Source organism: Pseudomonas sp. PDM01, from assembly GCF_014852325.1.
Taxonomy (GTDB): Bacteria; Pseudomonadota; Gammaproteobacteria; order Pseudomonadales; family Pseudomonadaceae; genus Aquipseudomonas; species Aquipseudomonas migulae.
Map to the genome: position 1 here is coordinate 453,674 of NZ_JACVBK010000005.1, position 13,487 is coordinate 467,160.

General features: G+C 58.4%; 12 protein-coding genes. 8 read left to right on the forward strand and 4 right to left on the reverse strand.

Translation table 11 applies throughout. The annotated features are described in order from the left end of the window. The 4 genes from IB246_RS15815 (at position 1) to IB246_RS15830 (ending at position 5,060) form a co-directional block, all read left to right on the forward strand. The gene (locus IB246_RS15815; protein WP_008042342.1) at positions 1–948 is read left to right on the forward strand and encodes an ABC transporter permease; all 948 of its coding nucleotides are present in this window, start codon (positions 1–3) and stop codon (positions 946–948) included. Next, the gene (locus IB246_RS15820; protein WP_008029730.1) at positions 938–1,747 is read left to right on the forward strand and encodes an ABC transporter permease; all 810 of its coding nucleotides are present in this window, start codon (positions 938–940) and stop codon (positions 1,745–1,747) included. Before IB246_RS15815 ends, IB246_RS15820 begins: the two co-directional genes overlap by 11 nt. Positions 1,748–1,907: 160 nt before the next feature. Then, the gene (locus IB246_RS15825) at positions 1,908–3,332 is read left to right on the forward strand and encodes a gamma-aminobutyraldehyde dehydrogenase (RefSeq protein WP_008029727.1); all 1,425 of its coding nucleotides are present in this window, start codon (positions 1,908–1,910) and stop codon (positions 3,330–3,332) included. Positions 3,333–3,575: 243 nt separating this feature from the next. Beyond that, the gene (locus IB246_RS15830) at positions 3,576–5,060 is read left to right on the forward strand and encodes an APC family permease (protein WP_008042343.1); all 1,485 of its coding nucleotides are present in this window, start codon (positions 3,576–3,578) and stop codon (positions 5,058–5,060) included. 148 nt (positions 5,061–5,208) lie between these two features. On the opposite strand, the gene IB246_RS15835 is transcribed toward IB246_RS15830, so the two are convergent. Further along, entirely contained in the window at positions 5,209–5,766 is a 558-nt protein-coding gene (locus tag IB246_RS15835; RefSeq protein ID WP_008042345.1) for a hypothetical protein, read from the reverse strand. Between the two features lie 642 nt (positions 5,767–6,408). Between IB246_RS15835 and IB246_RS15840 the strand changes: the two genes are divergently transcribed. The 4 genes from IB246_RS15840 to IB246_RS15855 all read left to right on the forward strand — a co-directional run bounded on the left by IB246_RS15840 (position 6,409) and on the right by IB246_RS15855 (position 9,865). Then, positions 6,409–6,915 carry a Bro-N domain-containing protein gene (locus tag IB246_RS15840; protein ID WP_008042346.1) on the forward strand — a complete coding sequence of 169 codons (507 nt, stop codon included), beginning with the start codon at positions 6,409–6,411 and terminating at the stop codon, positions 6,913–6,915. Positions 6,916–7,520: 605 nt separating this feature from the next. After that, on the forward strand, positions 7,521–8,744 hold the full coding sequence (locus IB246_RS15845) for a type II and III secretion system protein family protein (RefSeq protein ID WP_008042348.1): 1,224 nt from the start codon (positions 7,521–7,523) through the stop codon (positions 8,742–8,744). 119 nt (positions 8,745–8,863) lie between these two features. Beyond that, entirely contained in the window at positions 8,864–9,577 is a 714-nt protein-coding gene (locus IB246_RS15850) for a tetratricopeptide repeat protein (RefSeq protein WP_008029716.1), read from the forward strand. Between the two features lie 18 nt (positions 9,578–9,595). Then, entirely contained in the window at positions 9,596–9,865 is a 270-nt protein-coding gene (locus IB246_RS15855) for a DUF3613 domain-containing protein (RefSeq protein WP_008042349.1), read from the forward strand. 212 nt (positions 9,866–10,077) lie between these two features. Here IB246_RS15855 and IB246_RS15860 read toward each other — a convergent pair whose 3' ends face one another. From IB246_RS15860 to IB246_RS15870, 3 genes are read right to left on the reverse strand one after another with little or no spacing between them, the layout of a single operon-like run. Beyond that, positions 10,078–11,040 (reverse strand): type II secretion system F family protein, encoded by a 963-nt coding sequence (locus IB246_RS15860; protein ID WP_008042350.1) that lies wholly within the window; start codon positions 11,038–11,040, stop codon positions 10,078–10,080. A 29-nt stretch (positions 11,041–11,069) separates the two neighbouring features. Continuing rightward, positions 11,070–12,056 carry a type II secretion system F family protein gene (locus IB246_RS15865; RefSeq protein ID WP_008042351.1) on the reverse strand — a complete coding sequence of 329 codons (987 nt, stop codon included), beginning with the start codon at positions 12,054–12,056 and terminating at the stop codon, positions 11,070–11,072. Further along, positions 12,053–13,486, reverse strand: a complete 1,434-nt coding sequence (locus tag IB246_RS15870; protein WP_008029707.1) for a CpaF family protein — start codon at positions 13,484–13,486, stop codon at positions 12,053–12,055. Before IB246_RS15870 ends, IB246_RS15865 begins: the two co-directional genes overlap by 4 nt. Position 13,487 lies beyond the last annotated feature (1 nt).

Genomic DNA, 13,487 nt, shown 5'->3' on the forward strand with positions numbered 1-13,487 from the left:
ATGACCAGCGTGGCTCTCCCTCAAACCCCGGCCGGCGGCTCGCCGTTGCGCAGGTTTTCCAACCTGCTGTATCGCCGGCCGAACTTTTACCTGTCGCTGCTGCTGGTGCCGCCGCTGTTGTGGTTCGGCGCGATCTACCTCGGTTCGCTGCTGGTGCTGTTGTGGCAAGGTTTCTACACCTTCGACGACTTCACCATGGCGGTCACGCCCGACCTGACCCTGGCGAACTTCACCGCGCTGTTCCAGCCGTCGAACTTCGACATCATTCTGCGCACCCTGAGCATGGCCGTCGTGGTCTCGATTGCCAGCGCCATCGTCGCGTTCCCAATCGCCTACTACATGGCGCGCTACACCACCGGCAAGACCAAGGCGTTTTTCTACATCGCGGTGATGATGCCGATGTGGGCCAGTTACATCGTCAAGGCGTATGCGTGGACGTTGCTGCTGGCCAAGGGCGGCGTAGCGCAGTGGTTCGTTCAACACCTGGGACTGGAGCCTGTCTTGCAGTTTGTGCTGGGCATTCCGGGCGTGGGTGGCAGCACCTTGTCGACCTCGCACCTGGGGCGCTTCATGGTGTTCGTCTACATCTGGCTGCCGTTCATGATCCTGCCGATTCAGGCCTCGCTGGAACGCCTGCCGCCGTCGTTGCTGCAAGCCTCCGCCGACCTCGGCGCCAAGCCGCGCCAGACCTTTATGCAAGTGATTCTGCCGTTGTCGATTCCGGGCATCGCCGCCGGGTCGATCTTCACGTTTTCGCTGACCCTGGGCGACTTCATCGTGCCGCAACTGGTGGGCCCGCCGGGGTACTTCGTCGGCAGCATGGTGTACGCCCAACAAGGCGCGATCGGCAACATGCCAATGGCCGCGGCGTTCACGCTGGTGCCGATTGTGTTGATCGCCATTTACCTGACCATCGTCAAACGACTGGGGGCCTTCGATGCACTCTGAGAAAGCATCTTTGGGTCTGCGCATCGCAGCCTGGGGCGGGTTGGTGTTTCTGCACTTCCCGATCCTGATCATCTTCCTCTACGCGTTCAACACCGAAGACGCGGCGTTCAGCTTTCCGCCCAAGGGCTTCACCCTGAAGTGGATCGGCGTGGCGTTCGCGCGGCCGGATGTACTGGAAGCGATCAAGCTGTCGCTGCAGATCGCCTCCGTCGCGACGTTGATCGCGTTGGTGCTCGGCACGCTGGCGTCGGCGGCGTTGTACCGGCGAGATTTCTTCGGCAAGCAAGGCATCTCGCTGATGCTGATTTTGCCCATCGCATTGCCGGGGATCATCACCGGGATCGCGTTGTTGGCGACCTTCAAGACGCTGGGCATCGAGCCGGGGATGTTCACCATCATCGTCGGCCACGCGACCTTCTGTGTGGTGATCGTCTACAACAACGTCATCGCCCGTTTGCGCCGCACTTCGCACAGTTTGATCGAAGCCTCGATGGACCTCGGCGCCGATGGCTGGCAGACCTTCCGCTACATCGTCCTGCCGAACCTCGGCTCGGCGTTGCTGGCCGGCGGCATGCTCGCGTTTGCGCTGTCGTTCGACGAAATCATCGTCACCACCTTCACCGCCGGCCATGAACGCACCCTGCCGCTGTGGCTGCTCAACCAGCTCAGCCGCCCACGGGACGTGCCGGTGACCAACGTCGTCGCGATGCTGGTGATGATGGTGACCATGCTGCCGATTCTCGGCGCCTATTACCTGACCCGTGGTGGTGAAAGCGTGGCGGGAAGTGGCGGGAAGTAACGAACAACTCAATATCCACTGTAGAAACCGAATCCTGTGTAGGAGCGAGGCTTGCCCGCGAAGGCGTCCTCGAGAGCGCCAAAAGCTTCGCGGGCAAGCCTCGCTCCTACACAGGATCCGGTTTCGGCAGAAAAATAATAGATTCAAAGAGGACAACGCCATGCAAACCAAACTCTTGATCAACGGCCAACTGCTCGACGGCGAAGGCCCCGCCCAACCGGTGTTCAACCCGGCCCTCGGTCGTGTGCTGGTGGAAATCAACGAAGCCAGCGAAGCCCAGGTCGATGCTGCCGTACGCGCTGCCGATGCCGCGTTTGAAAGCTGGTCGCACACCCCGCCGAAAGAGCGCTCGCTGTTACTGCTCAAACTCGCCGACGCCATCGAAGCCCATGGCGAAGAGCTGGCCAAACTCGAATCCGACAACTGCGGCAAACCCTACAGCGCTGCGCTGAACGACGAGATCCCGGCGATTGCCGACGTGTTCCGTTTCTTCGCCGGCGCCAGCCGCTGCATGAGCGGTTCGGCAGGCGGTGAATACCTGGCCGGGCACACCTCGATGATCCGCCGCGACCCGGTGGGCGTGATCGCCTCCATCGCGCCGTGGAACTACCCGTTGATGATGGTCGCCTGGAAAATCGCCCCGGCCCTCGCCGCCGGTAATACCGTGGTGCTCAAGCCGTCGGAACAAACCCCGCTGACCGCGTTGCGCCTGGCACAACTGGCGTCGGAAATCTTCCCGGCTGGCGTACTCAACCTGGTATTCGGCCGTGGTCCTACCGTAGGCAGCCCGCTGGTCACCCACCCGAAAGTGCGCATGGTGTCGCTGACCGGCTCCATAGCCACTGGCTCGAACATCATTTCCAGCACCGCCGCCAGCGTCAAACGCATGCACATGGAGCTGGGCGGCAAAGCCCCGGTGATCATCTTCGACGACGCCGACATTGATGCCGCAGTGGAAGGCATTCGCACCTTCGGTTTCTACAACGCCGGCCAGGACTGCACCGCCGCGTGCCGCATCTACGCACAGGCCGGCATCTACGAAAAATTCGTCGAGAAGCTCGGCGCGGCAGTCAGCAGCATCAAGTACGGCGTGCAGGATGATCCGTCGACCGAACTTGGCCCGCTGATCACCGCGCAGCATCGCGACCGGGTAGCCGGGTTCGTCGACCGCGCCGTGGCGCAACCGCACATTCGCCTGATCACTGGCGGCAAGGCAGTTGAAGGCAACGGTTTCTTCTTCGAACCAACGGTGCTGGCCGATGCACAGCAGGACGACGAAATCGTCCGCCGCGAGGTATTCGGGCCGGTGGTGTCGGTGACCAAATTCAGCGATGAAGCGCAGGTGCTCGGTTGGGCCAACGATTCGGACTACGGCCTGGCGTCGTCGGTGTGGACCTCGGACGTCGGCCGCGCGCATCGCCTGTCGGCACGCTTGCAGTACGGCTGCACCTGGGTGAACACGCACTTCATGCTGGTCAGCGAAATGCCCCATGGCGGTCAGAAACTGTCCGGGTACGGGAAGGACATGTCGATGTATGGGTTGGAGGATTACACCGTTGTGCGGCATGTGATGTTCAAGCACTAAAAGCTTCGCGAGCAAGCTTCGCTCCTACAGGTTTTGCGTCGTACGCAATTTTTGCGAACACCATCAATCCTGTAGGAGCCAGCTTGCTGGCGATGGTGTCACCCCGGTTTCAAGGTAGAAACCGGCACCACGCACCACCAGGTTCTACACCAAAACAATAACCACCGATCCGGGCAGCGCCATCACGGCCCTGTCACGGTTTCGGACATCCGAAATCTGCCGATTTTCCGGAGCTAACACACCATGAGTGCACTACCTGAATTCTCCGCAGCCGTTGCCGACAGCGATGCCGAGCAACTCCGAAAGCTGGGTTACACCTCCAACTTCAACCGCAGCATGAGCCTGTGGGAAAACTTCGCCCTGGGCTTCACTTACCTCTCACCGGTCGTAGGGGTCTATACCCTCTTCGGCCTGTGCCTGGCCGCCGGTGGACCACCGATGTTCTGGGCGTATTTGCTGGTCGGTTGCGGCCAATTGCTGGTGTGCCTGATCTTCGGTGAAGTGGTCTCGCAGTTCCCGATCTCCGGTGGTGTTTACCCATGGGCTCGCCGTTTGGTGGGCAAACGCTGGGCGTGGATGGTCGGCTGGATCTACTCCATCGCCCTGTGCGTGACCATCGCCGCCGTTGCGGTCGGTGCCGGGCCTTACCTTGCCGCGATGATGGGCTTCGAACCGAGCAACAACACCAACATCGTCATCGCCCTGGTGCTGACCCTGTTCGCCACGCTGGTCAACCTCAGCGGCACCAAAGTGCTGGCGCGAATCGCCATGTTCGGCTTCCTCTGCGAACTGGTCGGCGCGGTGATCGTCGGCATGTACCTGCTGATTTTCGAACGTCATCAATCGATCAGCGTGTTGTTCAACACCTTCGACATCAGCGTTGACGGCTCTTACCTGCCGGCCTTCCTCACCGCTTCGCTGGCGGGGATGTTCCTGTACTACGGCTTCGAGGCCTGCGGCGACGTGGCCGAAGAAACCCCGAACCCGAGCAAGAAAATCCCGGTGGCCATGCGCATGACCATCTACATCGGCGGCGTTGCGGCGATGTTTGCTTGCCTGGCGCTGATCCTCGCCGTGCCGGACATGCAAGCGGTGATCAACGGCACCGACAAAGACCCGGTCGGCACCATCCTCAACAACGCCTTCGGCCCCGTCGGTTCGAAAATGGTCATGGGCGTGGTGATGATTTCCTTCATCTCCTGCGTCATCAGCCTGCAAGCGGCGGCGAGTCGTCTGCTGTATTCCTACGCCCGGGATGAAATGGTCATCGGCAGCTCACTGCTGAAAAAGATTTCGCCTACAACCCAGGTTCCGGTTGCTGCGCTGTTCGTCTCCGGCGTCCTGCCGGCGCTGATCATCATTCTGGGCTTCTTCCTGCAAGACGCCGTGGCCACCATCGTCAGCTTCGCAGCAATCGGCATCTACCTCGCGTTCCAGATGATCGTGCTTGCAGCCCTTTATGCCCGCCTGAAAGGCTGGAAACCGAGCGGCAAATTCACCCTCGGCGCCTGGGGCTGGGCGGTGAACATCGGCGCGCTGGTCTACGGCGTCGGCGCCATCATCAACATGGCCTGGCCGCGCACACCGGATGCGGCGTGGTACATCAACTATGCGATGGTGCTGAGCACGGCGATCGTGATTGGCTTGGGGTTGGTTTATATGTGGATTGCCAAGCCGTATGACCATGGTACGGCGCCTGCGGGGGATGCCTGGAAGGTTCGCAGGTAACTGAATTCACCCCGGTGTCGACGGCCCACGAGGTGACTTGCGATGCTTTCAGGTTGCTGGCAACGGGGTCTAGTCAGATAAAAAATTCCCCTTCCTCTATTTTTAGAGGAAGGGGAATCATCAACAGATATTGGTTATGCAAAAAACGCTAAACAATTAATTCTGTTTGATCATGCTTCAACAAAGAGATGCGATCAAAAAGCTTAATTTTTGCGTCGGCTTTTTGTTTATCTTGATCCGACATAACCGCAACCAAGTCCTCAAGCTGGCTCACATCACCAACCACCTTAAAGGCTTTTTCTTTATTCACAAAAACCAGCGACTTCTTCCTTCGAGACAATAATTCAATAACATTACTCAAGGTTCCCGTACTTTTTGCATCCCATATCATCAAGCCGTAATCAGCCGCCTCCGCCATGACAACATCTTTAGCGGTAAAAAAGGCTCTAGACCCCTTGGCATACTTGCTCTCCACCGTCCTTGCCGGCCATTTCCCAAGGTTGTTTCGCGGAGTCGCCCCACTGCAATAAATAGTGGTTTTAGAAAGTGATAAACTCAACAAGTACTCTTGAATAGAAGTGTCGGCGCCACCAGCATCCCCAACAACCACATCGAATTCCGAAGCAACAATATTATCGATACGCTCTTTCACCTTTGGATCAAGGTGCTTGATATTAATAGAGCCCGCAATAAATACAGTTGTCATTTAGCTCACTTCCAAGTTAGTGCTGCCACGTAAATTTTTCCTACTTTTTGATATTGACGCAAGACAGCACAGGCTGCGTCCATCGACGCACCACTATCAAACAGATCATCGACGACCAAAACATTCCAACAGCCAGCACCCAACCTTGATCCCAAGGACCGTTTAAATGTTTGAGCGTTACTTTCAAGGCGTTCTCCATTTCAAAGCTTGACGTTGAGCACCGAAAATTTCATAGCGCTCAGTGACCATAGGCAATGAAAAGCAGTGACTCGCACCGGACCGCAAAAACAGGAAATTCCTACAGATCGAGCCTTCCTGAAAAGACTCTGATTCCTACGACAAGCGTCGCCAGAGTAGACTTGTCGCCGCGAGCGCCTGACCGATAGGCTTTGTCCCGTCGCTGCCAAATCAGCGGCCCGGGGTCGAAGCCGGTCAATCATCAACATGGCGCATCCGCACCACCATAGGAACTGGGGCACAGTTTTGCCTTTTCGTTTCGCTTTATGGTGGACCGTGTGGCGCGGGCCTCTCGGCTTTTGCCGTGTTGATCGAGAATGTTCCGACTTCGAACGCCACATGGTCCGCCACCCAAATCTGTCGAAGGATTAGTGGCGGCTCCTTTCTCAACATGGAGTCGAAGAAATGCACACGCTAAATCCGTCTGAAATTCATCCTCATTTCATCCCCACTGTTTTCCCCCGCCACAACCGCTTCCTCCACGCCATAATCCAAGCCAACCAAGCCTGGTTCTGCGTCCATGACCTGGGACGTTTGATGGGCCGCCCGCTCGACCAACGACTCACCCATAAACTCGATCCCGATCAACGCCGATATGTCTGGCTGCTGAAGAACGGCAAAACGGTCGAATCGCTCATGGTCAGCGAGTCCGGAATGTACGCATTGCTGGTCCACCATTTCATCCCGGAAAACCGCAACCTGCGCCAATGGCTGAGCAACGAAGTCATACCTGCGCTACGCGAGTCGAACGCGGCATCCGTCGAAAACATTCCGAGCCTGAGTTCATTGCAATGGGGCGGCCTCTCGGTGCCGCTGCTGCACTGGCAAGATTCGGCGTGGATCAAGTGGCGGGATATGCCGGATCTGGTGCAGGCGCAACGACCGTTTCCGATCATGGGCATTTGCAGTTGAAGGCAGGTTGAGACATGAAAAAGGCCCGTTCAGCCTGACTGATGGGTCTTTTTTTTGCCTTCATTTCCCCCTCGGTATCAGCCAATCGCACTGCGCTACGACCTTGCCTGCACCGCTCACCCACCTGCCTTTCTACAGCTTTTGCACCCATGGTTTTTTTTAAAAATCATGGCACTTTGGTTTGATTGAACTACCGTCAAACAATAAGAAGTCATAACGGCTCCAGTTTCCAAGTTAGCTTCAATGATCAGATTGGCAAAAGGAGTTAGCTCACTATGATCATGGCAGGCGTATTCCGGCTCTGTACCTACATGGCCGTTTACTTTTCGGGGGGGGCAGGTCGGCGGACAGCAGCGTCCGTAACTGCCAGCGTCACTCTGGCGCGCAGTCCAGGTAACCGCCTCACTAAAAACCGTTTTAGCAAAGGTCGCTCGCTGTTCAGCCCGGTCAGCGAACTGCGCCCGCTCGTGTGTTGCACGCAAGGAATAACGCCAAAGCCATCGATAAGTGGTGTGGCGCATTGGGGGGGATAGTCCGATCCCCGTGAAGTGATCAGAGACAACTTTGTCTGCCTATAGATGGCCTATCCAGTGAGGATGCATTAAATGAGCCTTCGTCCCGCGCCCGCTTTCAAGAAAATTATCCATGGCCTGTTCTGGACGGGCCTCAGCGTGAATGCGGCTCAGGCCGCACCTGCCAATTGTTCGCAACTGGACAGTTGGTCGACAACGTTCGAGGTCGGTCAGGGGTTGCAGAATGAACTGCGCAGCCCCGTTCCGGTAACGCAACTGGCGGTGGGTGACCCGAAAATTGCCGACGTGCAACCCAGCGGCAACAACGCGTTCATACTCACGGGCATTGCACCGGGGACCACCAGCCTGATGGTCTGGACTGCCTGTTCGAAAACGCCGCGCCAAAGCATGGTGTTCGTCAAGGGTAAAGCCACATCGGCACTGACCAGCGTGCCGTCGGTGCCCTCCGACGACCCGCTGCTGCCGAGCCAGGTGCAGACCGATATCCGTTTCGTCGAAGTCAGCCGGACCAAGCTCAAGGAAGCCTCCGCTTCGATTTTCGGTATCCGTGGCAACTTCCTGTTCGGCTCGCCGAGAACCTTGCCCACCATCGGCGGCATAGTCACGCCGGTGCTGCCGGTGAACAACAACAACTTCAACCTCTCTTTTGCTACCGGCAGTACCCTGGTGGCGCTCAATGCGCTGGAAGGCAGTGGTTTCGCCTACACCCTGGCGCGGCCAAGCCTGGTAGCGCTCAGCGGGCAGAGTGCGAGCTTCCTGGCCGGCGGTGAAATACCGATTCCGGTGCCCAGTTCAGGCAGCGATAACGTGTCCATCGAGTACAAGGAATTCGGTATCCGCCTGACTCTGACGCCGACCATCGTCGGGAAAAATCGTATCGCGCTGAAGGTGGCGCCGGAAGTCAGTGAACTGGACTTCACCAACGCCGTGAGCATCGCCGGCACGATAGTCCCGGCCCTGACCGTGCGCCGTACCGATACCAGCATCTCCCTGGCCGACGGCGAGAGCTTCGTCATCAGCGGCCTGATCAGCTCCCGCAACAATTCCCAGGTGAACAAGTTTCCGGGGCTGGGCGATATCCCGGTTCTGGGCGCATTTTTCCGCGACAACACCATCAACCGTGAAGAGCGCGAACTGCTGATGATCGTCACCCCCCATCTGGTCCAGCCACTGGCTGCCAATGCAACACTACCGTCATTGCCTGGCGAACAGCTGCGCAATTACGACCCGAACTTCTACCGCATGTTTTTCCTGGAAAATGGCGACTTCGACAGTCTCAGCGGTCTCTCGCAATGATCCGGAGCCTGAACCAGACTCGCCTCGCCCTCACTCGTAACGGTGACGTTGAACGCCTGCCGGGCCAGCTTCATTGCCATTGGCCGGGCGTTCAACATGTTGTAGCCAGAGGACATACGATGAAAGCAGTCATTGCAATAGCGACGACGTTAATGCTCGCAGGTTGCGCCAGTAATGGCCTGACTTCGCGACCGCCCAGCTGTGCCAAGCCCGGTTCGGAGCAGGAACTGGCCCTGAACCTGGCCGACAACATGGCCGACGAAGGCCGTTTGTATGCCAGCCTGGCGAATCTGGAAGGTTTGCCCGATGACCTGGTCCAGGTTCGCCTGCGCAAGGCTCGGGTGTTGCGCATGATGGGGCGTAGCGGCGACGCGCAGCCGTTGTACGAAAGCTTGCTCGGCACCTGCCTGACGGCTGAAGGGGAACATGGCCTGGGCCAGTTGGCCGCCGCCAAAAATGATAACGCCTCCGCTGCCACTCACCTTGAGCGTGCGGTGAAGATGGCCCCCACCGACGACAGGATGCGAAATGACCTGGGGGTCGTCTACCTCAATCAGCGACGGATCCCTGAAGCACGCTTTGAGTTCATGACCGCCATGGAGCTCAAGCAGGCAAACACATTGGCGGCACTCAATATGGTGACGCTGCTGATCTACCAGGATAACTGGAAGTCGGCTGCTGACCTGGTGACCCGCGCCGACTTGAGCCCCAAGCAAGTCGCCGAAGCTCAAACCCGCGCGGAAAAACTCAAGGCCTCCGCCAAAAAAGTGGTGGCTACCGAGGGGAATCGCAAGACGGAAGTAGCCGATGCCTCTTCCAGTGCGAACAAGTAGAACGTACGAGGAATCGAGATGAAGACCAAAAGGCTGTTGATCGTGTGCATGGCTTGCCTGTCCACCACTGCCTGGGCTATTGAGCCGGGCCCCTCTTCGCCGTACCAACAAGGCACCGAACAGTGGTTGCAGTTGCAGATTCGAGGTGTGGTTGCCTCCCCTAATCTGCAAACCGCTTCGGCCGCCGAACGTGAACTGGCCATGCAGCGCTGGCTGAATAGCTTCAACTTCCCGATTCCGATGTTTTTTGAACAGGATGCTGGGGGAGATATGAGTAGCGGCAACTGAGGCATGTCGATGGGTGATCAGCCTCTGGCGTAGTCCAGAGTAGCCTGGCTGCAAAGCCGGGCTTGATGTCGTGTTCAGGAAAGTAGTCTCTACACATTATCCAACCCTGGTTGGATGATCCCGCGGCGGGAAATGTGTGGGTCCATGACAGGAAAGTGCAGATCAGGCTCGGGTGGAGGCCATCGCACTCGATAGCCTCCACCCGTTTTACCTCACCCGAATACTTTGAGTACACCGATCATGGCCGGGCCGATAGCGACCAGAAAGAAGCTCGGCCACAGACAGAAAATCAGTGGGAATATCAGCTTGGTACCAATTTTCGCCCCCATCTCTTCGGCGGCCTGCGTACGCCGGTCACGGAACTCATCGGCATAGATGCGCAGCGTATCGGCCACGCTGGTACCAAAGCGAATACTCTGCGCCAACAGGCTGACCAGCCCTTGTACGTCATCCAGGCCCGTGCGCACAGCCAGTTGTTTGAGCGCCGCGGTACTGGAAATGCCCGCGCGGATTTGCGCATTGACCAGGGCCAGTTCTTCAGCCAGTTCGACCTGACTGACCGACATCTCCTCAGCCACCCGTTCGATCGTCGTGGGCAAGGCCAGGCCCGACTCCACGCACACGACCATCAGATCCAGCGCATCCGGAAACGCGGCACGCAACCGACCTTGTCGCAACTGCTTGCGCTTGGCGACATACAGCGCTGGCAGCAACCATCCGATACCGGCTGCCAAGACCACCACCAGCAACCCCATGGCCAGGGAAACCCTGGGAATCATCGGCAATAGCAGCAACGTAATACCGACTAATAACAGCGGCGTCATCAAGCGCACAGCCCAGTACATCTGCACCGCTGAAGAGGAACGGTACCCAGCATGCGTCAATAAAGTCTGGGTGACTGAGGTCTGAGCCGATTCGGCCGAGGCAAAGCGCTGGCCGACCCGTTCCAGTAACAGTTGCAGATTACCCGGGGCTTCTTGCCCGGCGGTGTTGCCTAAATGACCACGCTTGATCAGCGCCAGACGACGCTGCACCGGATCCTGAAGCCCCAAAATCAGCAAGCTCACGGCGACAACTGCAAGCACCGTACTCAAACCGATCGCGCCGAGGAACAACAGGCGCGCCACCTCCTCGCTTCCCGTGACCCGACTGAACAACCCGAGCAAAAAGTCCATGACCTGTACCTCCCGGTAGCGAAAACCGCTTAAACCTGAATCCGAATGATTTTGCGTATCCAGAAAATCCCGAGCAGCATGGCGAAAAACGCCCCGATGATCAGTTTGTGGCCTATGGGATCATTGAGCAGCACAGGCATGTAGGTGGGGCTTGTGACAACGATCGCAATCGCCAGCACGAACGGAATCGACACCAGCACCCAGGCTGACATCCGCCCTTCGGCCGACAGGGTCCTGACCTTGCGCTGGAAGCGAAAACGCCCGCGGATCAGGCGACTCAAACGCTCCAGCACCTCGGTCAGATTGCCGCCGGTCTCGCGATGGATGAGGATTGAGGTCACCAGCATCATCACCGTCATGCTCGGCATCCTTTCCAGCAGGCCGAGCATGGCCCGACGTACATCGTTGCCATAGTTGATGTCCGCGAAAGTCAGGCCAAACTCCTGAGCGACCGGCCCCTTATGCTCCTCGCCGACCAGGCGCAGGGTTTCGTTGAACGGGTGCCCGGCGCGCAGGGCACGGCAGATGGCATCCAGTGCATCCGGCAGGCCTTCCTCAAACCCGGCGAAGCGTTTGCCACGGTCACGAGAAATTTTCAGCAGTGGTAGCCAGAACGCTCCGAAGCCCGCCAGCAACGCCATCCACCAGACTGACGAGATCATCCAGATCGAGAAACCTGCACAGGCGCCCAGGAACAGCCCGAGCAACAACACCCGATAAGCACGATATTCATGACCGGACTGCTCGATCATCTGGGTCAGGCTCGCCATAAAGGGCAACTGCTCGAGCATGGCCTCCAGCGGCGTCAAGCGCGTCAGGTACTTCTGTCGCAACACCGTCTGCATATTGGGCAGGTTGTTGGCCTTCTCCAGAACGTGCAGACGGCCGCGGATACGCTTGCGCATCTTGCCGGCCTCGCCGAACACCGGCACCACCACCCCCTGAGACAGGAGGAACACAGCGATAAACACCATGCCGAGGAACATCAGAATGAATTCACCAGGAATATTGTTCATGACTGCCGTGCCTCCATCCATTCAGGCCTGAACATCGTAAGCGGCAACTCGATGCCGCGCTTGGCCAGCACATCGCGGAACGCGGGGATCATGCCGCTGGGCCGGTAATCACCAAGCACTTCGCCGTTTTCGCCCATGCCATGGCGCACGAAGGAAAAGATTTCGGTCATGGTGATGATCTCGCCTTCCATGCCGTTGATTTCCTGCACGCTGACCAGTCTGCGCTTGCCATCCTCTTGGCGTTCCAATTGGATCACCACATCAATGGCCGAAGCGATCTGCTGCCGCATGGCCTTGATCGGAAAGGTCGCCCCGGTCATCGACACCATGTTCTCGACTCGCCCCAACGCATCGCGTGCGGTGTTGGCGTGGATCGTGGTCAACGAGCCGTCGTGGCCGGTGTTCATCGCAGTCAGCATGTCCAGCGCCTCGACGCCACGCACTTCGCCGATCACTATGCGGTCCGGACGCATCCGCAGGCTGTTGCGCACCAACTCCCGCTGGCTCACTTCGCCACGGCCCTCGATGTTCGAAGGCCGGGTTTCCAGGCGCACCACATGGGGTTGCTGCAGTTGCAGTTCGGCCGAATCTTCGATGGTGACAATCCGCTCGTTTTGCGGAATGAAGCTGGACAGCACGTTGAGCATGGTGGTCTTGCCGCTGCCGGTACCGCCGGAAATCAGCACGTTCAAGCGCCCACGGACAATCGCCTTGAGCAGCAGGGCAATGGCCGGGGTCAACGTCCCCACCTGGATCAGACTGTCGGTATTGAGCAGGTCCACCGCAAAGCGCCGAATCGACATGCTCGGGCCATCGATGGCCAGCGGCGGGATAATCGCGTTGACCCGCGAACCGTCCTTGAGCCGGGCATCCACCAACGGCGAGGACTCGTCGATCCGCCGACCCAGGCTTGAGACGATACGGTCGATGATGTTCAACAAATGCTGATCATCGCGAAAACGCACATCGGTCCGTTGCAGTTTGCCGAAGCGCTCGACATAGACCGAGGCAGAGCCGTTGACCAGAATGTCGGACACGCTGTGATCGGCCAGCAACGGTTCCAGAGGCCCCAGGCCGAGCACCTCGTCGGTGATCTGCTTGATGATCAACTGACGGCTGACGGTACTCACCGGTGCCGAATGCTCATCGAGCAGGCGCTGGCAAATATCGCGAATCTGCCGAGCAGCCTCGGCCTGTTCAAGGGAGTCCAGCAAGGACAGGTCCATGACCTTGAGCAACTGCTGGTAGATCTTTTCCCGCCACTCCGCCTCCACCGGGGTGACCTGGCTTTTGGTTTCGTAAAGAACGTCTGGTGCCACACGTTCCCACGCCATTATTTCCTCTGGCGGATCCAGCAGATCGTCGCCCGGTTGGGCAGCGGCGGGTTTACCGGACTGTTTGCGCAAGCGGTTACGAAAGTCGCTGATCATG